Origin of the sequence: Neorhizobium populisoli (assembly GCF_019430945.1) — a bacterium.
In the GTDB taxonomy this organism is placed as follows: Bacteria; Pseudomonadota; Alphaproteobacteria; order Rhizobiales; family Rhizobiaceae; genus Neorhizobium; species Neorhizobium populisoli.
On sequence record NZ_JAHYCB010000010.1, the window covers coordinates 113,677 to 134,460 of the forward strand.

A 20,784-nucleotide genomic window follows, 5' to 3' on the forward strand; every position below is an offset into this window, starting at 1 on the left:
AAAGCGCCGGAGGAACGTTCCTTGCAGCCTGCGGTTCCCGCCTCAGGCGCCAAGCCGTTCGGCATGCCAGCGCAGGTGGTCGTCCATGAAGGTGGAGATGAAATAATAGGAATGGTCGTAACGTTCGTGCATCCGCAGCGTCAGGCCGATATCCGTGCCTTTGATCGCGTCTTCGAATAGCCAGGGACGCAGGCCGTTGTCTAGAAAACCGTCCGCCTTGCCCTGATCGATCAGGAATTCCGGGAAACGGGCGCCATCTTCCACCAGCGCGCAGGCATCGTAGTCGCGCCATGCGGCCTTGTCGGCTCCGAGATATTTCTCGAATGCCGGCGCCGACCAGTCGGCTGTCGAAGGCTGGACGATCGGGGCGAAGGCGGAGCAGCTCTTGAACCGGTCCGGATGCTTCAGCGCGATCGTCATGGCGCCGTGGCCGCCCATGGAATGGCCGAAAATGCCCTGCCGGCTCATGTCCAAGCGAAAGTGCTGGCTGACGAAGTTCGGCAGTTCTTCCGCGATGTAGCTGTACATCTGGTAGTTCTCGGCCCAGGGCTTTTCCGTCGCATCGAGATAGAAGCCGGCACCCTTGCCCATCTGCCAGTTGGTGAGTTCGTCCGGAACGTCATTGCCACGCGGGCTGACATCCGGGCAGACGATGATCAGGCCGAGCTCGGCGGCAAGCCGGCGGTATTCGCCCTTTTCCATAACATTGGCATGGGTGCAGGTGAGGCCGGAGAGATACCAGAGAACCGGACGCGGCTCCTTGATCGCCTGCGGCGGCACGAAGACCGCGAAGGTCATCTCGCACTTGCAGGCTTCCGACTCGTGCATAAACACGCCCTGCATGCCGCCGAATGCGGTGTTCTGGGAAAGCACCTTCATTGAAAACTCCAAATGCTACTGGCTGAGCGAGACGACCGCATTGACGGCGGCTGCGACAAGCACTGTGTTGAAAAAGAACGAGACGATGGCATGTAGCAGGTTGACCTTGCGCATCGCCGTGGTGGTGATGCCGACATCGGAGGTCTGCGCCGTCATGCCGATCACGAAGGCGAAATACAGGAAATCATAGGCGCCCGGCTCGTCGGTTTCGGGGAAATCGAGGCCGCCGCGCCTGGCGTCGTTTTCTTCTTCCTGCTCTTCCGGCCGCCAGAAGAGATGGGCGTAATGAAGCGCGAACATGGTGTGGATGGTCATCCAGCCCAGCACCACGGAGGCGAAGGCGAGGGCGACCTTGACCACATCGGCAGGCTTGCCGTTCAACGCGAAGAACAGCGAGACGATAGACGCCGCAACAGCAAGCAGGGTGACGGCGAGAATGACCGGGGCCGGTTCGTCATCGTTCTGGCCCTTCTTGCGCAGCATCGCGCCATCGAGGCTCGGGATGCGCGCCGCCATCATGCCGAGATAGATGAGGAAAAACACGATCGCCGCGATGCCTGCCGCAAGCTCCGGCACCTTGGCAAGAAGCACCGGCAGCAGTGCCAGCGAAACGACTGCGCCGATTAGGAACGGGCCGTGGCGATGATGTCGCAATCTATGCCAGCGACCGGGCCGGGTTTCTGCCATATCGGGTTCCGTCTCGTTCATCCGGCAGATTTGGCGCGGCGGCAGAGCCTGTCCAGCGTTTCGAGGAATTTCGAGCGGTCCTTCGGCGAAAAGGCGGCATTATAACCCTTGCTTTCGCCGGTCTCGCGAAGATGCTGGCCGAGGTCGCGCATTGCGGTCGCCATGCCGATATTGGTTTGGTCGAAGACGCGGCCGGTCGGGCCGGTCACCATGGCGCCCGCAGCGACACAGCGGCCCGCAAGCGGTACGTCTGCGGTAATGACGATATCGTTTGGGCCGGCACGTTCGGCGATCCAGTTGTCTGCCGCATCGAAACCGGCCGAGACGATGACGTTGTGGATCATCGGATCGCGGGACGGGCGCAAGCCGGAATTGGCGACGAGTGTAACCTCAAAACCGTGGCGTTCCGCGACCTTGAGGATTTCCGGCTTGACCGGGCAGGCGTCGGCATCGACATAGATCATGCGGGTACTACCAATCATCCGGCTTTATTGGCGGGTCCAGATTTCGCGGATCGTCTTGTTCGAACCCTTATAGGTCCAGACGCCCTTCCAGGTTCCGTCCGGCTGTTCGAAATACATGGCGATGCCGAAAGAGCTGTTGTCCGACATGTAGCCTACCGAAATCGCCACATCGTCCTTGCTGGCCGATCCAACACCGAACCGGTTATCGCCAACGAATTTTGCGCCGAGCCCGGTGCCGATGGATTGGCTTCCGGCAATCGTCCAGACGACGTCGTAGGTTTCGCCGGTGCGGGTCACCTTCACGGTGCCGGTATATTGTCGGCCAGTATCCGGATTGTCGCCGACGACCTTGAAATTGCCCGTCGGGTCCGCCCAGGCGCCGGCCGGGAGAGACAGCAAAGCGCAGGCACCCATTGCGATCGAGATCAGTACCCTTTTCAGCATTGCCATCCCCCAAAAGATCCAGAGCCCCTGTGGCTCAGTAGATTACCACGCCGCGAATGCTTTCACCCTTGTGCATCAGGTCGAAGCCCTTGTTGATGTCATCGAGCGGCATCGTGTGGGTGATCATCGCATCGATCTGGATCTTGCCGTCCATGTACCAGTCGACGATCTTCGGAACGTCGGTTCGGCCGCGGGCGCCGCCGAAGGCCGTGCCCATCCACTGGCGCCCGGTGACGAGCTGGAACGGACGGGTGGAGATTTCATGGCCGGCGCCGGCGACGCCGATGATCACCGACTTGCCCCAGCCGCGATGCGAGGATTCCAGCGCCTGGCGCATGACCTTGGTATTGCCGGTGCAATCGAACGTGTAGTCGGCACCGCCGATCAGGTCGCCGTTACGCTTCGTAAGGTTGACGAGGTAGGGAACGATGTCGTCGCCGACTTCCTTCGGATTGACGAAATGCGTCATGCCGAACTTTTCGCCCCAGGCCTTGCGGTCCGGGTTGATATCGACGCCGATAATCATGTCAGCACCGGCGAGCTTCAAGCCCTGCAACACGTTCAGACCGATGCCTCCGAGGCCGAAGACGATGGCGGTCGAGCCGATCTCCACCTTGGCGGTGTTGATAACCGCGCCGATGCCGGTGGTGACGCCACAACCGATATAGCAGATTTTGTCGAAGGGCGCGTCCGGGTTGACCTTGGCAAGCGCGATCTCCGGCAGGACGGTGAAGTTGGCGAAGGTCGAGCAGCCCATATAGTGATGGATCTTGTCCTTGCCGATCGAGAAGCGCGAAGTGCCGTCCGGCATCACGCCCTGGCCCTGGGTCGAGCGGATCGAGGTGCAGAGGTTGGTCTTGCGCGAAAGGCAGGAATAGCATTCGCGGCATTCCGGCGTGTAGAGCGGGATGACGTGATCGCCCTTCTTCAGCGAGGTGACGCCGGGGCCGACATCGACGACGATGCCAGCACCTTCATGGCCGAGAATGGCCGGGAAGAGGCCTTCCGGATCGGCGCCTGACAGGGTGAAATCGTCGGTATGGCAGATGCCGGTGGCCTTGACCTCGATCAGCACTTCGCCGGCGCGGGGGCCGTCCAGCTGCACGGTCATCACTTCGAGCGGTTTTCCAGCCTGAACGGCAACGGCGGCGCGGACATCCATCGTGTCTCTCCCTTTGGTGCTTTTGACGTGTTTGACGAATCCGCGCGGACCTTCGCACGGCAAAGGGGCGGCGCTCAAGCGAGAACCAGACACCTAAGGTCGCAAAAAGGTGATCTGCCTTAGGCTTCGATGATCGGCACGTGCGGCGATGCGGTTTTCGGCGCAAGGCCGTTCAGGCGGGGATCGTCGTGGACCTCGACCATCAGGCAATACGGGCGGAAACCGGAACGTTGGTAAAAGGGCAATGCCTCAGGCGAATCAAAGTGGCAGGTATGCACCCAGAACCGGCGGATCGCTTTCGCCCATGCCTTGTCGATCGCATGGTTCATCAGGAAACGACCGGCTCCCTTGCCGATGGCGTCCTTCACGAGGCCGAAGAAGACGAGTTCGCATTCGTCCGGCTGGCGGAAATCGAGTTCCATCAGTCCGATTGGCCGGCCGCTATCCGTCGCAACGTAAATCTCGACGAGTGGATCATTGAGAATTGCTGCAAGCTTCTCGTCCGTCATCTCGAGACGTGACACCCACATCCAGTCTTCGCCGACGGCGCGATAGATCTGTCGGTAGCTTTCGACATCGGGCGACTGCCAGTGTTCGAGGCCGAGTGACGGATCGACCGTACGCGGACCACGGGCGGGTGGCGGCGCGAGCATCTCAAGACAGGTAACGACCGTTGCGAGCTTGCCGGGCGGAACGGCGGAATAGCCGAGCGGAAGAGGAGCGTTTTCGGTTTGCATGCGGGCCTTGGAACCGGTTCCAGGGCGATTGTCAACCGAAGAGGCGATCGCAGGCATAGACGATGCCGTGGGCGTGGACCGCGACGGCAGCGTAAAGCCCAAGGCCGGCCATCAGCCGTTCACCGGGATGCATGGATACGAGGCTGTCTTTGGGTTTGACCGAGCTGGCACCCATCAGGCTCATCAGCAAAAATACCGCAAGTCCCGCCATCAGAGCCTTGGACGGAAGTCCGATCCTGTAACCGACCCAAAGCATGAGCAGCGTGATGCCGAAACTACCAAGGACAAGCATGCGGCGTCCGGGAAAGATTTGCCGCAGGACCTGCCCGCCATCGAAACGGGACATGGGCAGGAGATTGAGGATGTTGAACGCGCCGAGGATGAGAAGGAAGATGAGCGAGGCACCTGCCGCCAAGTGCGGAAGCATTCCGTCGACGGCAAATTCGTAAACGGATATGGCAACAGGCACGAGAAACGCCGACATGCCGGCCCCCATCAAAGCACAGGTCGCGACTTCGAACCGGGTGTTATAGGGACGGCTGCCGATAGCGATGCCGCCAAGCAGCGGTATGAAGATCATTCGTACCCGCTCGTGCCCAAATGCCCGGTAGGCCGCCATGTGCCCGAGCTCGTGCAGGACGATAACGATCGTCAGCGTGACCGAGATCGTCAGTCCGGCGGGATTCAAACCGAAGAACGGCCACAGAAGCAGGGTGGAGACCAGGGCAAAAAGCGCTTGCGTGGACGGATGTTCGAGCACGCCCCCACGGCGGGGTTTTTCCCCCTTAAGCCACGCGGCAAGCGCTGAAACCTGGCGGCGGATCATTAGGTAGCGGAAGAGGTAGAAGCCGAGACCGCGATAGTTGTCGGTCTGAGCGAGGGTGAGGGTGGCTCCATCCGGAGCGGGGGAGACCGCTCGGTATTCCTCGAAATTGCGCCAGAAGGAAACGTCGAGCGCGCTGTCATCCACGACGTGGCTGACAGCCGCGTAATGTCGGTCCTGTATGTTCTCCTGTTCCTCCACGGCAAAGACACGGCGGATGGGGTCGCCGTGTCGGTCGGGGTGTCGATACGATACCTCGATTTGCCCATTGCAGGAGGTTAACGTCGCGGCAAGCACTGCCGGGTTCCAGTTGGCTTCCTCTCCGCCTGGGTGAACCGCCTGCCAGAGCCGCTCCGGACGGACGGAAAACTGCCGGTGGAAGACAATCGTCCGCCGGCCGATCGGAGCCGCCATCATCAGCCAGACCAGGCCGAGGTTGATGGTCAGCAGAACGGCGATGGAAATGGCGGTCGTCATCGTAACTATGTCAGATGTTCCCGATGTAAAACGATCCGGCGGCCCTTTGCCGCCGATGCTTTCGTATCATCCTACCCCGCCGGTATTTCTGCGCGGTATAGGTGATTGTTAAAATGCGATGCCCAAAGTCGGCGTATCAGGCCGCTGCCTCGTCCAGCAGGTGCTGGTCGTCGGTCACCAGCCAGCGATCGCTGCGCAGAATCTGCTTCGGTCGATCGAGGGTGACGATGGAAGCAATCATCGTGTGCCAGTCGGAATGCAGCACGGCGGGGTCGGCAAGCTCGTCGATATGTTTCAGCACCGTCGCTTCCAGTGGCGACAGCATCAGCCGGCCACGCTCCAGAGCGCCGCGCAGAATGCGCCAGATATATATCAGATCGTGATTGGTGATACCGTCGGAGGCAGGGCGGCCTTCATGATAGGCGCCACGCGGCTCAGGCTCCAGCGACAGTCGCAACTGGTCCAGCGCGAAAGCCGAGAGATCCTCCGGCACCTCGCAAGCCAGTTCCATGGCGTGCAGCAACACCTCGAGCTCCAGCGCGGACTTGACCGCGCCATCGACGGACAAGGTGCGCATGAGCCATGTCGCCTTGTTTTCGTCGATCAGGCCTTCCGGCTTGCTGCCATAGACGACGAACATCGCCAGGCTTTCGACGAGATAAGCCGCCCATTGAGGACTTTTTTCGATTGAGGCTTCGTTCAGCGCCAGAAGTTCGAGTGCGTCCTCCGAAGACTTGAGACCGTCCGGGAACGCGAACCTGCGCAGCATCAAAATATCGTCGGTCATAACCCGACCCTTCCCGGCGATGACACATGCCGGAAAAGAAAAGCGGTATCCGCCCATCTTCTATCTCCGTTTCATCATGAAACTGATGTGGATCGTAACGGCGAAAAGTTGAGGGCCGCTCAAGGAACGAGGTTAATCGGCATGCAATGACCGGCTCAGGATGTTGTCGCCTGCTTCGATTTGAGCCGTTCGCGCCAGATGATGAACAGGCCGGAACCGACGATAATGGCGATGCCGAGCCATTTGGAGGCGGTCGGGAAGTCGCCGAACAAGGCATAACCCAGAACGGTGGCTGAGATGATCTCGAAATACTGGAATGGCGCCAGCAGCGAAAGCGGCGCCAGCCGGAAGGCACGGACCACAAGGAGATGCATATAGCCGGAGATCGAGCCCAAGATCACCAGCAGGACGAGACCAAGCCAGGATGAGGGTAGGGAGGGTGTGAAGTCCGCACCGCCCGCCCGGTTCCCAATGAAGAGCGCCACAGCCATGAACAGTGTGCCGCCAAGCCCTGCCATGGTCTGCATGACGAGCGGCGAATCCGCCTCGCCGATGGCGCGGTTCAGGAAGAGATAGAGCGTATAGAGAAAAGCGCAGGCGACCGGCAGCAGCGCCGTCCAGCCGAAGATGGCATAGCTCGGCTGGATGACGATCATTGCGCCGCCGAAGCCGACCACAATGGCGAGCCAGCGCCGCCAGCCGACTTTCTCCCGCAGGAACACCGCCGACATCATGGTCAGCATGAACGGCTCGACGAAATAGATGGCGAAGACATCGGCAAGCGGCATGTATTTGACCGCCGAGAAGAACATCAGGCTCGCCGCCGCGTGTAAAAGGCCCCGCAGCAAATTCATCCAGGGCCGCTTGGCGCGGAAGACCGCCGCACCGGTGAAAACGACCAGCGGCAGAATGCAGACGAGCTGGAAGAAGAAGCGGTAGAAGGTTACCTGGCCAGGCGACATGGCCTCGAAGGTCGCCATGTATTTGGCGATCGCATCCATCAAGGGCAGGACGACCATACAGGTCGCCATGATGGCCATGCCCTTGAGCGGGTTTTCAGCGGTGGGTGAGGGCATGTCGGGGGACTTTCGAGGAGCTTTGCTCTTGAACCACAGCCGTCCTCACCGATCAAGTTCAGTTGCGGCCGGCAATGCGGTAGGTGCGGCATGCGCTTTCGAGCAAAGGCGTGCCCGGAGCCTCTTGCCGCGATCCCCGAAACGACGCATGAGGAAACGACAAACCTCGAATCTGCGCCGCGGTGATCCATGACGACAGCCGACTATATCGCGCTTGCACTGTTCGCCTTGCTTTGGGCCGGATATTCCTGGATCACCGCCGGCTCCGGGGCACGGTTCTTTCCGCGGCTCAGCCTCAACCGGGTGATGGCCGCTCGGCGTAAGCTGTGGATCTACAATTCCCTGAAGCGCGACCTGAAGATGATCGACACGCAGATCATGGCGGGCCTGCAGAACGGCACGGCCTTTTTCGCCTCGACTTCGATCTTCGCGATCGGTGGCTGTTTCGCGCTGCTCGGCGCCACGGACAAGGTGGAGGCCGTGTTCGGCAATCTGCCGCTCGTCGCTTACAGCGGTCGCACTGCATTCGAGATCAAGGTGGCGGGGCTAACCGCGCTGTTCGGTTATGCCTTCTTCAAGTTCGGCTGGTCCTACCGGCTGTTCAACTATTGCACCATCCTGTTCGGCGCGCTGCCGATGATGCATGACATGAATATCGACAAGGCGGCCGCCGAGCGCGCCGCCGATCAGGTCGTATTGATGAACACGATTGCCGCAAAACACTTCAATGACGGGCTGCGCGCACTCTTTTTATCGGTCGGCTATCTGGGCTGGTTCGCCGGGCCCTATATGTTCATGGCGATGACCACGTTCGTGATCTTCGTCCTGGCCCGCCGGCAGTATTTTTCTGAAGCGCGGCTGGCGCTGATGGATCGCGATATCCCTTAATCCAGAAAGCATCCATAAATTGACCATTGCCGAAAATCCCAGCCCCGCGCTCCGCACCCCTCGCATCACGCTGATCGACACGCTGCGCGGCGTCGCCCTGATTGCCATGGCGACCTATCATTTTACCTGGGATCTGGAGTTTTTCGGTTACCTCGATCCCGGCACCGCGACACAGGGCTTTTTCCGCATCTATGCGCGCTCGATCGCCAGCTCTTTCCTATTCCTGGCGGGTGTCAGTCTGGTCCTGGCGCATTTTCCGGTCATTCGCTGGCAGTCGTTCTGGAAGCGGTTTGCGATGGTTGCAGGGGCCGCAGCCGCGATCAGCATCGCCACCTATATCGCCTTTCCGGGTGAGTGGATCTATTTCGGCATCCTGCACAATATCGCGCTGTCGAGCCTGATCGGCCTTGCCTTTCTGCGGCTGCCGCCGCTGGTCACGGGCGTAATCGTGCTGGTAGTCATCGCCGCGATGTTGGCCGATTACAGTCTTGCGCCAGGGACGCTGGATTCTGCCGTCTTCAACACGCGCTGGCTGAGCTGGCTCGGCTTTGCAGAAATCCCGCCGCGCTCGAACGACTACGTACCGCTCTTCCCATGGATCGCAGCTTTGCTTGCGGGCGTAACGATTGCCAGGATCGCCATGTCCCGGAACTGGCTATCCGGGCTTGCAGCCGTGCAGACAAGGCAGAACCTGCTTTCCAAGGCCGGCCGGCACAGTCTTCTGGTCTATCTCGTGCATCAGCCGGTGCTGATCGCGCTCGTTTATCTCTTTTCGCTCGTGCATCCGGCCCCGCCGCCGGATCCGCGGCACAATTACGTTCTTACCTGCGAAGCGGGCTGCACGCGCGAAGGCAATGATACGAAACTTTGCCAGAAATTCTGCGGCTGCACGGCAGACAGGCTGATTGCCCAGTCGCTGATGGAGCCGATGCTGAAGGGGAATATCGCGCTGCAGGACAATCGCGTTCAGGCGATCGTCGAGGAATGCTCGATCGGCGCCCAGCTCGGCGAATAGGGGAATGGGAAGACCGGGACCGCTCAGGTCCCGACGCCGATTTCGGCAAGGCGGGTGAGGCAGGCTTCCTCGACATTGTTCAGCTCGGCGAGCGTGTCGTCGATATCCTTGCGCTTCTGGCGAAGATCGTCGCGCTTTTCATCCAGACGTTTCATCAGCAGCTTCAGCTGGCCCATTTCACCGGGCGGCTCCTTGTAGACCTGGATGATTTCGCGGATTTCAGCAACTGTGAAGCCTATACGACGGCCGCGGAGGATTTCCTGGATAAGGCGACGGTCGGCGGCGCGGAAAAGCCGGGTGCGCCCACGGCGCTCCGGATGGATCAGACCCTCATCCTCATAGAACCGAAGGGTGCGCGTGGAGACCCCGAATTCCCGTGTCAGTTCCGTTATGCTGTAATATTTATCCACGACCATGTCCTGTTATCCGCCCGAGCAAAATAATTGACTTTTACGTAACAGTCAATTTTTCGAAGGTGTTGAAATCAGGCAGCCTGAAATGAACTGTCAGTTGATCAGCCAGAGGGTCGCCAGTCCGAGGAACGAGAAGAAGCCCGTCGTATCGGTAATGGCTGTAACGAAAACCGCCGAGGAAACGGCCGGATCGGCGCCGGTGCGATCGAGAACGAGCGGGATCATGATGCCGGCCATGGCCGCGGCAAACATGTTGATCATCATCGCCGTGGCGATCAGCAGGCCGATATGGACATCGTGGAACCAGAGGCCGGCTACGCAGCCGACCAGACAGCCGATGACGACGCCGTTGATCAATCCGACGCCCGCCTCGCGTCTCGCGACGCGCCAGGCATTGTGGATGTCGAGATTGCGGGTGGCCAGCGCGCGCACCGTCACCGTCATGGTCTGCGAACCGGCATTGCCGCCCATGCCAGCGACGATCGGCATCAGGATCGCCAGTGCCACGACCTGCTCGATCGTCGCTTCGAACAGCGAGATGACGGACGCGGATATGAAGGCAGTGAAAAGATTGACCAGCAGCCAGGGAATACGCGAGCGCGAGGTTTCCCGGACGGAGTCGGAGAGTTCTTCGTTGCCGACACCCGAAAGGCGCAGGATGTCTTCTTCCGCTTCTTCCTGGATGACGTCGACGACGTCGTCGATGGTGAGCACGCCGACAAGGCGGCCGTTGTCGTCGACGACGGCGGCGGACAGAAGGTCGTATTGTTCGAAAAGCTGCGCGGCCTCTTCCTGGTCCATGTCGGCCGGGATCGGATAGTTGGTCTCCCGCATGATCGTCTCGATCTTCACCTGCCGCTTGGCGCGCAGGACACGGTCGAGATCGAGCACGCCGAGAAGCTTGAAGGTCGGATCGATGACGAAAATTTGGGTGAAACTCTCCGGCAGGTCTTCGTCGTCGCGCAGATAGTCGATCGTCTGGCCGACCGTCCAGAAAGGCGGCACGGCGACGAATTCCGTCTGCATGCGGCGGCCGGCCGACTGTTCGGGATAATCCAGCGCGCGGCGCAGCCGCACCCGCTCGGTGAACGGCAGCTGCGCCAGGATTTCTTCCCGGTCAGCGTGATCGAGGTCTTCGAGAATGTAGACGGCGTCGTCCGAATCCAGTTCGCCGATCTGCGCGGCGATCTGCGCATTCGGCATCTGGTCGACGATCTCCATACGGATCGCTTCGTCGACTTCGGTGAGTGCGGTCAGGTCGAAGTCGGTGCCCAGCAGTCTGACGAGCGCATGGCGCTGATCGGGCAGGATGGCTTCGAGAAGGTCGCCGAGTTCGGATTCGTGCAGGCGGGCGACGTGATTGCGCAGGAAAAGCGTGTCGCGATCGGCGATCGCTGCACCCACCATCGCCAGAAAGTCGGCGCGGATCGAGCCTTCCTCGGAATAGATGTCGGCATTCGCGTCGTCGGTTTGGCTGCGCGGGCGGATGTCTTCGCCGATATCGCTCATCTGCCGCCCTCGCTGCTTTGCCCGATGAAATGAAGATGGCGGCCAAAAGCTTATTGTCAACAACCGGATAGCCGCATCCGGCGGTCGTCTTCATGTCGCCGGTTTTCCTGCTAGAACAATTGTCTCTTCCGGTCCAGCAGGTACCGGACATATCCATACGGGAATGACATTAAGGACGCTTGAAGATGGCCATCGGCCCGATCCTGAAATATCCGCATCCGGGCCTGTCGACGCTCTGCCAACCGGTCACGGTTTTTGATGCTGAGCTTGCGGCCCTGGCTGACGATCTGCTGGAAACGATGCGCGCAGCACCCGGCGTCGGCATGACGGCTGCGCATGTCGGCGTGTTCACCCGGCTTGTCGTTCTGGAGCTTCCGAAAGAGCAGGGGCCGCGCTTCTACGCCAATCCGGAAATCCTTTCCTCGTCGCAACAGACCATTATCTACACGGAAGGCAGCGTTTCCATGCCGGGCGCGACCGAAGAAGTCGAACGGCCGCGGCAGGTCCGGTTTCGTTACCAGGATCTGGACGGTGGATTTCACGAGGAGGATGCGGATGGGTTCTATTCCATCTGCATGCAGCATGAAATCGACCAGCTGGACGGAATTTTCTGGCTGCGGCGGCTGTCGCGCTTGAAGCGCGACCGGCTCGTGAAGAAATGGGAAAAGGCAAAATAGCCGAAACCAAAGATTGTCATATTCGTTCACTGCTCGTCTGGCCAACAAGGAGAGCGACCATGACGAGCGAACTGAACAACGGAAATACCGATCTCGAGCAGAAGGTTACCCAGCGTCTGGCGGAACTGCCGGACGTGGACGCATCGGCGATCGAGCCGCATGCTCAGGGAACCAAGGTCACCCTCGAGGGTTCTGTCGATACCGTGTTTTCGGCCCGCAAAGCGGTGCTGAGCACGGAAATGGTGGATGGCGTACATGATGTCGAAAGCCGTCTGACGCTTACGGGCAAAGACGGCGCGTCCACCGGCCATTAGGTACCAGCCATAAGGCTTTGCCCGGCGCGTCTGCTCGATGCGCCGGGTCAGCCAACGGCAAAGACGACAGGAGAAGACCATGCCGGCCAAGACCAAGAAGGTTGACGACATTTCCCGCGAAGAGGATTTTCGCGACTATGACGACCGCAATATCGACGAGGGCTGGCCTTATGACGACGCTGCGGGCGCAGGCTCGCGCGCGGTCGATAATACCGCCTATGGCCAGCCGGCAGCGAACTTCGACCTAGAGCGTAATCCGGGCTACCGGATCGAGGATGCGGATGCCGATGGCGCGGAACAGCGCCTCCGCGATGGCATTTTTCCTGAAACGATCGGTCGTGAGGATGCCGACGATCTGGAAGAACGCATCACGGACCGGCTCCTGGAGCTCGACATCGTCGAAATCGATTCGATTGATCTGCATGTCGAAAGCGGCAAGGTAACGCTGGAAGGTGTAGTGGATGAACGCGCGACATCGCAGCGCATCGTCAGAGAGGTCGAAAAGATCGACGGCGTGCGTGCCATCGTCAATAATTTGAGACTTGCCGGCGTGGACAGCCGCATTCCCAACGAAGACTGATTCTTTGCCGAACGTCAGTTCGCAGCGATCGTGAATTCGGGAGTGCCTTTGAGCGTATTGCTCACGGTGCAGATTTCTTCCGCCATATGGGCGATTTCAGTCTTTTCTTCCCGGCTGAAGTCGCCTTCGATTTTCATGTCGATGATGAAGCGGGTAATCCGCGATGGGCTTTCATGGGCCTTCTCGCCCGCAACGTGAACGTTCACTTCGCGAAACCGATCCAGCATGCCGAGCTTGCTTGCCGCGATGCGGGCGCTCAAGACGAGGCAGGCGGCAAGCGACGAAAACATCAGGTCGAGCGGGTTGAAGCCGACTTCCGACGCACCGGTCACCACATCCACGCTGCCGTTCGTCTCACTGGTCACCTTGGGGTGACCAAGTCTGCCGAGCACCGCAGTTGCGCCGATCGGTCGGACCTTGACCTTAAGTTCCACCATCTTCCTATTCCTGCTTTTCAGAGACGGTTGCTCCGAAAATCTCCTCGAAAGCCTCTCGTAACCGGATATCCACATCCGCCATCATCACTGGCAGGCCGAGGTCGACGAGGCTGGTGACGCCATAGGCGCTGATGCCACAGGGAACGATGCCCGAGAAATGCGAGAGGTCAGGATCGACGTTCAGCGACAGCCCGTGAAAGCTCACCCAGCGGCGCAGACGAATACCAAGCGCTGCAACCTTGTCCTCCGCCATCGTGCCGTCCGGCAGGAGCGGTTTCTCCGGCCGGCGCACCCAGACGCCGACTCGGTCCTCGCGGCGTTCGCCGCGCACGTTCATCATGTCGAGGGTCCGGATGACGAGCTGTTCGAGCGCTGCCACATAGGCGCGCACATCCTGCCGCCGGCGTTTCAGGTCCAGCATCACGTAGGCCACCCGTTGGCCGGGCCCGTGATAGGTATATTCACCGCCGCGGCCGGTGGCGAAGACCGGGAATCGGTCCGGTTCGATGAGATCGGTGGAATTGGCGCTGGTGCCGGCCGTGTAAAGCGGCGGGTGCTCCAGCAGCCAGACAAGCTCGTCCGCCTTGCCGTCGGCGATGTCGGCGACTTCCCGCTCCATCTCGGCGACGGCCTGTTCATAGGGCACAAGGCCATCGGAGATTCGCCAGCGAACCGGCGGGGAGCCGTCTTCAGGCAGCATGGAAAGAGTGAGGTCTGTACGTGTCAGCATGGAAGTTCTTCTGGCAAAAACAAAATGTGCCCGCAAGCCGGGCTTTTGGGGCCATCTTTATATAGGTATTTCCACAGGCAGTTTTTATCCTTCAAAAATGTGTCACGACGCTCTTGTGTACCCAAAATCCTTTTGCTAAATGCTCCCTCGCCGGCGCAAGTCGGATCTACCACGATGCGGTCGTGGCGGAATTGGTAGACGCGCAGCGTTGAGGTCGCTGTGTCGCAAGACGTGGAAGTTCGAGTCTTCTCGACCGCACCAAAACAAACCCGGCTTCGGCCGGGTTTTGTTTTTTCAGGCCTTTTTCGCATTTCGGAACCTTCCGCGATTTAACGTGTTAAGCACTTGCCACGTTTTCGCCATTTTCCACATTGCTCGGCTGCCTTCTTTTTAATACATCGTTAGGCATGGCGAGCATTCAAGGAGCTCGACCCATGCGGTGTGATGAAGGAGACGAAATGGAAGAGACCACCCAGAAATCCTGTTGGGGCGTGACATTCAAGGCGCTCATGGGTTTTGGCGGAGCTTTCGCGCTCGCCTATCTTTTTGGTGCTTTCTGACCCCTTTCGCGATTCTCCGCGTGCTTATCATTCTTATCCGGCCTGTTTTTGCCCGAACGGCGTGGTAATGCTGCCGCGCCGGTTCCATATGAGGCGGTACGGGAGGTAAATGTCGCGGCTGTCAAAGCCGATGTCGGGCAGCCGCGATTGGATCGGCGCCGGCCTGGAATAGCCTCCCGGACACAAGTGATTTTACAGAGCGGATCATCATGTTCCTGTCCGTCTTCGACGTCTTCAAGATCGGTATCGGCCCTTCGAGCTCCCATACGATGGGACCGATGTCGGCGGCGAACCGTTTTCTCGAGCTCATTCTTTCCAACGAATGGCCGCGACCGGCCGGTGCGCATGTGGCGTCACTGAAGGTCAGCCTGCATGGCTCGCTCGCCTTCACCGGCATCGGGCATGGTACGGGCAGGGCGGTCATCCTCGGGCTTGTCGGCGAGGGGCCGGCCAAGGTCGATCCGGATCGCATGGACGAGATCATCGAAGAGGTCGAGCGGACCGGTCGTGTCCAGCCGCCCGGGCATCCGGCTTACGAATTCCAGCCAAAGACCGATCTGATCTTCGACAAGAAGCAGCCCCTACCGGGCCATGCCAACGGCATGAGCTTTTCGGCGCTCGATCGCGACGGCCGGTTGCTGTTGAAGCGGATCTACTATTCGATCGGCGGCGGTTTCGTGGTGACGGATATCGAACTGGAGGCAATGCGCAGCGCCAAGAAGTCGTCCTCCGATTCGCGCGTGCCTTATCCCTTCTCCTCCGCCAAGCAGATGCTCGACATGGCGCGCGGCTCCGGGCTGACAATCGCCCAGATGAAGCGGGCGAACGAGGAGACCAAGCTTGGCGCGGCTGAACTCGATGCCGGCCTGGATGGTATCTGGGACGCGATGAAGAACTGTATCGATCGTGGCCTGAAGGTCGACGGCATCATGCCCGGCGGACTGAAGGTGAAACGCCGGGCGAGGGCGATCCACGACAGGCTGAACGAGGAATGGCGCAGCAACCGCCTCAACCCGCTGCTGGCCAACGACTGGCTCTCTGTCTACGCCATGGCGGTCAACGAGGAGAATGCCGGCGGTGGCCGTGTGGTCACGGCGCCGACCAATGGTGCAGCCGGCGTGATCCCGGCGACGGTGCGCTATTACCTGCATTTCCATGAGGATGCTACACAGGAAGATATTCGCAATTTCCTTCTGACGGCCGCAGCCGTCGGCGGCATCATCAAGCACAATGCTTCGATTTCGGGTGCCGAAGTCGGCTGTCAGGGCGAAGTGGGTTCTGCGGCGGCAATGGCTGCTGCGGGGCTTGCCGCCGTCATGGGCGGTTCGCCCGAGCAGATCGAGAACGCTGCCGAGATCGCGCTGGAGCACCATCTCGGAATGACCTGCGATCCGATCGCCGGGCTCGTGCAGGTGCCCTGTATCGAGCGCAATGCCTTTGGTGCCGTGAAAGCCGTGACCGCCGCCTCGCTGGCGATCAAGGGCGACGGCACGCATCTGGTACCACTCGACGCCTGCATCGAGACCATGCGCCAGACCGGCAACGACATGAGCGAGAAATACAAGGAAACCTCGACGGGCGGTCTCGCCGTCAACGTCGTCGAGTGCTGATTCCTTTTGCCGCTGTGGACGGCGAGGGAGGACGCTTGACCTCCCTCTTCAATGGGTCTTCAAAGAGCGAATGTCTCTTCATCTCTTAAAACTTTGCGTCGGCGCCGATTCCATCCAGGACCTTCAGGAATGGGTGGCGGAAAAGTCGCTGAACGCGATTGCGGCCGGCCTCGAGCCACACAGCGTCCACACAACCCGCATGGTGCCGAAACGTGCCGAGGAGCTCCTGGATGGCGGATCGCTCTATTGGGTGATCAAGGGCCAGGTCATGGCCCGCCAGAAGCTGCTCGACATCGAGACGTTTACCGGCGGCGACGGCATTCAGCGATGCCATCTTCTGCTCGGTCCCGAGGTAATCGAGACCGCATCCCAGCCGAAAAGGCCTTTTCAGGGCTGGCGCTATCTGAAAGACGAAGAAGCGCCGCGCGACCTCGGCAGACTGGGCGAGGACGTTGCGGCGCTTCCTGAATCATTGCGGCGTGAACTCGCCGAACTCGGTCTTCTGTAAGCTGAGGATCAGCGCAGCTTGATGCGAACCGGTGCACGGCCGGCGCGGGTGCCGATATGCAGGTGGATATTCGCTTCCGGCTGTGAATGACGCCAGGCGCGGGCGCCGTGGCTGAGCAAGAGCGTGACCAGATCGCGTGTCTTTTCTTTCGATCGGCTGATGCCGACACCTGCAAGGCGCATTGCTGCCTCATGAAGCGGATTGAGGGCAATGCCCTTGGCTTTCTTCTGCGCGGGCCGGAAGGCGAATTCCGCGCTGTTTTCATTCATTCCCATAGGAAACCCCGTCTACGCTTTACTTTCGAGATTTCTCCGCGCCGAACATCCGGCGCGGGTATTGCGGTATTTTGATCCGATAGAGATCACTGGAGAGAGGCCCAGCAGCTGATGCCCTTCTTTTTCAGAACGTTGCAGGCATCGGTGGCATCTTTCTGGTCATCGAAGCCGCCGAAGCGGGCGCGGTAGATCTGTTCGCCATTGCTGGAGAAGGCGACAGTGAAAGGTTTGGCGGAACGCAATACCTTGCCGCCTTTATCCTGCGCATTCTGCAGGAGATCCTGAGCCATTTTCTGGGTCGGAGACGCACCGATCTGGATCACCCAACCGTTCGGGCCAACGGCCTGCTGAACCGGCTTGGACGAAGGCCTGGTGGATGCGGTCGTCACATCATCGACGGTGCCACGGCCGGCACGGCGCGGAGAGACGTCTTCGCTACGCTCCGGAATGTATTCCGGCGCCGGGGTAGGGACGGCTGCAACGCTTGCGGTTGCCGGAGCAATCATGGCCTGGCTGATGACTTTCTTGGCTTCCGGTTCCGCCGCATAAGCAACGGCAGACGAAGCGATAGGCTCTTCATTGTAACGGGCGCCTGGCTTCGGACCGGCATTCGGCAGATCGAAGGCGGCAGCCATCTGGCGCGCTTCGGACTGCGTGGCGGTCACGGCCGGCGCCGAGCGAACCGGAGCAGACGGCATCGGCGCGGTCGGGGCTGCCTGAGCAATCAGGTTCGAGCTGCCGCCGCGGGAGGCCTGCGGGAGATATTCGGCGACGAGCTTGCGCATGCTGCTGTCACGGGCGGCGCTGGAGCGGCCACCGAGGATGACGGCGACGATCGAGCGGCCATCGAGCTGTGCGGATGTGGCGAGGTTGCTGCCGGCAGCACGGGTATAACCCGTCTTGATGCCGTCGACGCCCGAAACCGTGCCGACGAGGCGGTTGTGATTTCCGATGACCTGCCTGCCGAAGGTGAAGCTGCGGATGGCGAAGTAACCGTAATACTGCGGGAAATGCTGGCGGAGAGCGATGCCGAGACGAGCCTGATCGCGGGCCGTCGTCATCTGCGCGGTGTTGGGCAGGCCGTTGGCGTTGCGATAGCTGGTGCGGGTCATGCCGAGCGCGCGGGCTTTGCTTGTCATCAGCTGCGCGAAACGATCTTCGGAGCCGCCGATCAGTTCGCCAAGGGCAGTCGCCATGTCGTTTGCAGACCGCGTTACCATGGCGCGGATCGCCTGGTCGACATTGACGGCACCGCCGGGACGAACGCCAAGCTTGGTCGGCGGCTGGGATGCAGCGTGTGCGGAAACCGGTACGGGAGTGTCGAGGCGGATGCGACCTGCTTCCAGCGCTTCGAACGTCATGTAGGCGGTCATCATCTTGGTGAGCGATGCGGGATAACGCAGGCCATCCGGATCTTCGCCGTACAAGACCTTGCCGGTTTTGGCATCAACGACAATCCCGGCATATTTCGGCGCGCTCTGCGCATGAGCCGTCGTAAGGGCTGAAGCCGCCAGAACAATACCCACAAAGAAGCCGAGAATTCGCCTCGGAGACGTCGCGCCATCCTTGTGGAAGGAAGCAGAGAACATTTTCTTAGACACTGCCGCACTCATCGCTTGCATCATTTTCTTACCCACGTCCGGACGCTCCCCCGTCGCAGCCGTTGTCCGACAATCTAAGAGAACAGCGTTACCAAGAGGTTTATGATGAATGGCGGCTTGCCACGTTATGCCGCATTTTACGCATCATTTAAGGGATTTCCGCCCGTCCGCGGTTACTACCTGGCCAACCGGTTTTCGACAAAAAGCCGAACTGCAGCATCAATATGTTGCCAGTCGGGCAGAAGCGCGCTGGAGAATCGGTAGAGCACGGTGAGGTCCTGGCCAATATGAATATCGCGCTGGCAATCGCCGCTATTCGGCCGCTCGCCGGCGGCAGGCAGAAGGCAGCGGACCACGTAATCGGGCTGACCATCCCGCGGTGCGGTGAGGATGATCTCGTTGCCGTAACCGGAATCGGCACGCAGGTGATGAAGCGTCAGGCCGAAATTGACCGGCTGCGCGGCGCCGTCGAACAGATTGGTATAAATGGGATCCAGCCGGCCGGACATGTCGCGGGACATGGTGCTTTGCGAAAACTGCAGGAAAATCAGGGCGGAGGATTGGCCGACGTCATCGAATCGCTGCCTGAGGCCGGCGCTGTATCCCTGCATTTCGGGCCAGGTCAGATAGAGGTCGACCCGTTCTGCGGTACCCGACTGGCGCTGGTCGCGAAAGCGAATCGTATTGGCGAAGAGCGTCAGCTTGTCGAGGCCGATCTGGACTGCAAACTGCTCGGTGCTGTCGGTATGGCCCGCAAGCGCGATCCGTTCACCGAACCAGCGTCCGCCGATGCTGATTCCGATGGTCAGGAGGGCGAGTACCGCGACAACGGCTGTCAGCCGGTAGACGAAACGGCTGGAGATCAGCGGTTCTTCTTCCGTGATCGATGGATTGGGGGCTGGAGCTGCCATGACCTGCGTTCCGTGTTCGTTTGGACGATTCGCTATGCTCCGGATTGGAACAGGAACGCGATACAGGTGCGGGCAGGCGAATGACGGCAGTCTGGCGATTTGCGGTTAATGTTTTGTTAATGAAAACGAAAGGCGGCCGCCGAACATCATGATCGCGGCCGCCATGGGGAGACGTAATACTCGGCTTACTTGCTGACGGAGCTGACGGCGGTGGCGCGGCCGTCCTGCAGCTTGACCCAGCGGGCTGGATCATCCTGCGCCTGGCGCTTGAGATAGGTATATTCGGTATCGGTCCAGAGCATGACCTTGTTGCGCATGTTGTCGAGCACGAAGTCGCCGCGGTCGGTGCGCACGGTCAGCACGGCATGGCCTTCGCCATTCGGCTGGAGCACGACGGTGATCAGCAGGTCGGAAGGATCGAAACCCTTCTTCATCAGCATCTTGCGCTTCAGCAGAACGAAATCCTCGCAATCGCCGACGGTGCGGGGATAGGCCCAGCGCTCTTCGACGCCGTAGATTTCCTGGTCGGTCATCGGCGTGATCGACGTATTGACCGTATAGTTGACGTCGAGAAGCGTGCGCCAGCGATCTTCGGTCAGCGCCAGCGGACCTGCGTCCGTATAGGTCTTCGCACATTCGCTGACATAGGTCTGGCAGAACTCATAATGGCCGAGCGGCGGGTTGGCATTGCCGATGATACGCATTGCGCCAGCCGGCATGCCGAAGGAGTTTCCGGCAGAAACGAGTGCCACGAAAGCAGCGGCTGCGGCGAGTTTCAGTCCCTTGCTGTATTTCATTTTTTTGTCTCCCCGTTGTTGGGAAGACATTGCCAGACAGGGTTTGATCGACCGCAAAATCTCGTAGTAAAATCAAACTCTTATTTGAATTCAATTTGACTAAAACATGCGTCAAATACGCATCTCATTTTTCTAAAATACCGCGCAAATTTGCCGCGTATTTTCATAAAATTGGACCTATTCGGCGGTCCATCGACGCGCGTTTTCGCGCTATGACGTTGAATGATCGGCAGTTTTGGACTTTGTGGCGAGAGCGGCCGAGGCTGCCATCGGCTGTCGGTAAGCCCCTGTTTTGCACGACTTCGATCGCCTCGATGCCATTCGAATGCGTCTTCGAGGCGCTTGAACGAGCAGAAATCCGTGTTTTAGAACCTCGAAAAAAGTGCCGAAAGAGCACATTTTTTCGAAAAAAAGTTCGTTTTG

General features: G+C 59.9%; 24 protein-coding genes and 1 tRNA gene. 8 read left to right on the top strand and 17 right to left on the bottom strand.

All coding sequences use genetic code 11. The annotated features are described in order from the left end of the window. Positions 1 to 42 precede the first annotated feature (42 nt). The 9 genes from fghA to KX729_RS25050 form a co-directional block, all read right to left on the bottom strand. The gene (gene fghA, locus KX729_RS25010) at positions 43 to 879 is read right to left on the bottom strand and encodes an S-formylglutathione hydrolase (protein ID WP_219745208.1); all 837 of its coding nucleotides are present in this window, start codon (positions 877 to 879) and stop codon (positions 43 to 45) included. Between the two features lie 15 nt (positions 880 to 894). Continuing rightward, positions 895 to 1,566 carry a DUF1345 domain-containing protein gene (locus KX729_RS25015; protein WP_219745209.1) on the bottom strand — a complete coding sequence of 224 codons (672 nt, stop codon included), beginning with the start codon at positions 1,564 to 1,566 and terminating at the stop codon, positions 895 to 897. 17 nt (positions 1,567 to 1,583) lie between these two features. After that, on the bottom strand, positions 1,584 to 2,030 hold the full coding sequence (locus KX729_RS25020; RefSeq protein ID WP_219745285.1) for a YaiI/YqxD family protein: 447 nt from the start codon (positions 2,028 to 2,030) through the stop codon (positions 1,584 to 1,586). A 24-nt stretch (positions 2,031 to 2,054) separates the two neighbouring features. After that, the gene (locus KX729_RS25025; RefSeq protein WP_219745210.1) at positions 2,055 to 2,474 is read right to left on the bottom strand and encodes a hypothetical protein; all 420 of its coding nucleotides are present in this window, start codon (positions 2,472 to 2,474) and stop codon (positions 2,055 to 2,057) included. A gap of 34 nt (positions 2,475 to 2,508) precedes the next feature. Then, positions 2,509 to 3,636 (bottom strand): S-(hydroxymethyl)glutathione dehydrogenase/class III alcohol dehydrogenase, encoded by a 1,128-nt coding sequence (locus KX729_RS25030; protein WP_219745211.1) that lies wholly within the window; start codon positions 3,634 to 3,636, stop codon positions 2,509 to 2,511. A gap of 119 nt (positions 3,637 to 3,755) precedes the next feature. After that, positions 3,756 to 4,373 (bottom strand): GNAT family N-acetyltransferase, encoded by a 618-nt coding sequence (locus KX729_RS25035; RefSeq protein WP_219745212.1) that lies wholly within the window; start codon positions 4,371 to 4,373, stop codon positions 3,756 to 3,758. Between the two features lie 31 nt (positions 4,374 to 4,404). Next, entirely contained in the window at positions 4,405 to 5,673 is a 1,269-nt protein-coding gene (locus tag KX729_RS25040) for a zinc metalloprotease (RefSeq protein ID WP_219745213.1), read from the bottom strand. Between the two features lie 136 nt (positions 5,674 to 5,809). Beyond that, positions 5,810 to 6,460, bottom strand: coding sequence for a hypothetical protein (locus tag KX729_RS25045; RefSeq protein WP_219745214.1), 651 nt, complete (start codon positions 6,458 to 6,460; stop codon positions 5,810 to 5,812). Positions 6,461 to 6,615: 155 nt separating this feature from the next. After that, the gene (locus KX729_RS25050; protein WP_219745215.1) at positions 6,616 to 7,536 is read right to left on the bottom strand and encodes a DMT family transporter; all 921 of its coding nucleotides are present in this window, start codon (positions 7,534 to 7,536) and stop codon (positions 6,616 to 6,618) included. Between the two features lie 189 nt (positions 7,537 to 7,725). Here KX729_RS25050 and KX729_RS25055 point away from each other — a divergent pair, with 189 nt between their 5' ends. Continuing rightward, complete coding sequence (locus tag KX729_RS25055; protein WP_219745216.1) at positions 7,726 to 8,424, top strand: DUF599 domain-containing protein; 699 nt, start codon at positions 7,726 to 7,728, stop codon at positions 8,422 to 8,424. A 19-nt stretch (positions 8,425 to 8,443) separates the two neighbouring features. Continuing rightward, positions 8,444 to 9,439, top strand: coding sequence for an acetyltransferase domain-containing protein (locus KX729_RS25060; protein ID WP_219745217.1), 996 nt, complete (start codon positions 8,444 to 8,446; stop codon positions 9,437 to 9,439). Between the two features lie 23 nt (positions 9,440 to 9,462). On the opposite strand, the gene KX729_RS25065 is transcribed toward KX729_RS25060, so the two are convergent. Together KX729_RS25065 and mgtE are read right to left on the bottom strand one after the other, a co-directional pair. Further along, complete coding sequence (locus tag KX729_RS25065) at positions 9,463 to 9,855, bottom strand: MerR family transcriptional regulator (protein WP_219745218.1); 393 nt, start codon at positions 9,853 to 9,855, stop codon at positions 9,463 to 9,465. A 90-nt stretch (positions 9,856 to 9,945) separates the two neighbouring features. After that, positions 9,946 to 11,361 (bottom strand): magnesium transporter, encoded by a 1,416-nt coding sequence (gene mgtE, locus KX729_RS25070; RefSeq protein ID WP_219745219.1) that lies wholly within the window; start codon positions 11,359 to 11,361, stop codon positions 9,946 to 9,948. A gap of 185 nt (positions 11,362 to 11,546) precedes the next feature. On the opposite strand from mgtE, the gene KX729_RS25075 reads away from it, so the two are divergent. From KX729_RS25075 to KX729_RS25085, 3 genes are all read left to right on the top strand, one after another. Beyond that, positions 11,547 to 12,038 (top strand): peptide deformylase, encoded by a 492-nt coding sequence (locus KX729_RS25075; RefSeq protein ID WP_219745220.1) that lies wholly within the window; start codon positions 11,547 to 11,549, stop codon positions 12,036 to 12,038. 59 nt (positions 12,039 to 12,097) lie between these two features. Continuing rightward, positions 12,098 to 12,352, top strand: a complete 255-nt coding sequence (locus tag KX729_RS25080; protein WP_219745221.1) for a BON domain-containing protein — start codon at positions 12,098 to 12,100, stop codon at positions 12,350 to 12,352. A gap of 79 nt (positions 12,353 to 12,431) precedes the next feature. Next, the gene (locus KX729_RS25085; RefSeq protein WP_219745222.1) at positions 12,432 to 12,932 is read left to right on the top strand and encodes a BON domain-containing protein; all 501 of its coding nucleotides are present in this window, start codon (positions 12,432 to 12,434) and stop codon (positions 12,930 to 12,932) included. A gap of 14 nt (positions 12,933 to 12,946) precedes the next feature. Here KX729_RS25085 and KX729_RS25090 read toward each other — a convergent pair whose 3' ends face one another. Further along, positions 12,947 to 13,369: an OsmC family protein gene (locus tag KX729_RS25090; RefSeq protein WP_219745223.1), complete on the bottom strand. Its 423-nt coding sequence runs from the start codon at positions 13,367 to 13,369 to the stop codon at positions 12,947 to 12,949. Positions 13,370 to 13,373: 4 nt separating this feature from the next. Further along, positions 13,374 to 14,099, bottom strand: a complete 726-nt coding sequence (lipB, locus tag KX729_RS25095) for a lipoyl(octanoyl) transferase LipB (RefSeq protein WP_219745224.1) — start codon at positions 14,097 to 14,099, stop codon at positions 13,374 to 13,376. Positions 14,100 to 14,275: 176 nt separating this feature from the next. On the opposite strand from lipB, the gene KX729_RS25100 reads away from it, so the two are divergent. The 3 genes from KX729_RS25100 (at position 14,276) to KX729_RS25110 (ending at position 16,777) form a co-directional block, all read left to right on the top strand. Next, positions 14,276 to 14,360 (top strand) — tRNA-Leu (locus KX729_RS25100). 508 nt (positions 14,361 to 14,868) lie between these two features. Then, a complete protein-coding gene (locus KX729_RS25105) occupies positions 14,869 to 16,269 on the top strand; it encodes an L-serine ammonia-lyase (RefSeq protein ID WP_219745225.1) in 1,401 nt (466 codons plus the stop codon). Positions 16,270 to 16,339: 70 nt separating this feature from the next. After that, positions 16,340 to 16,777 carry a DUF1489 family protein gene (locus KX729_RS25110; protein ID WP_219745226.1) on the top strand — a complete coding sequence of 146 codons (438 nt, stop codon included), beginning with the start codon at positions 16,340 to 16,342 and terminating at the stop codon, positions 16,775 to 16,777. An 8-nt stretch (positions 16,778 to 16,785) separates the two neighbouring features. On the opposite strand, the gene KX729_RS25115 is transcribed toward KX729_RS25110, so the two are convergent. From KX729_RS25115 to KX729_RS25130, 4 genes are all read right to left on the bottom strand, one after another. After that, positions 16,786 to 17,052: a hypothetical protein gene (locus KX729_RS25115; RefSeq protein ID WP_219745227.1), complete on the bottom strand. Its 267-nt coding sequence runs from the start codon at positions 17,050 to 17,052 to the stop codon at positions 16,786 to 16,788. A gap of 86 nt (positions 17,053 to 17,138) precedes the next feature. Further along, positions 17,139 to 18,674 carry a D-alanyl-D-alanine carboxypeptidase gene (locus tag KX729_RS25120; protein ID WP_219745286.1) on the bottom strand — a complete coding sequence of 512 codons (1,536 nt, stop codon included), beginning with the start codon at positions 18,672 to 18,674 and terminating at the stop codon, positions 17,139 to 17,141. Between the two features lie 155 nt (positions 18,675 to 18,829). After that, positions 18,830 to 19,564, bottom strand: coding sequence for a hypothetical protein (locus KX729_RS25125; protein ID WP_219745228.1), 735 nt, complete (start codon positions 19,562 to 19,564; stop codon positions 18,830 to 18,832). A gap of 185 nt (positions 19,565 to 19,749) precedes the next feature. Then, positions 19,750 to 20,361: a transglutaminase-like cysteine peptidase gene (locus tag KX729_RS25130; RefSeq protein WP_219745229.1), complete on the bottom strand. Its 612-nt coding sequence runs from the start codon at positions 20,359 to 20,361 to the stop codon at positions 19,750 to 19,752. Positions 20,362 to 20,784 lie beyond the last annotated feature (423 nt).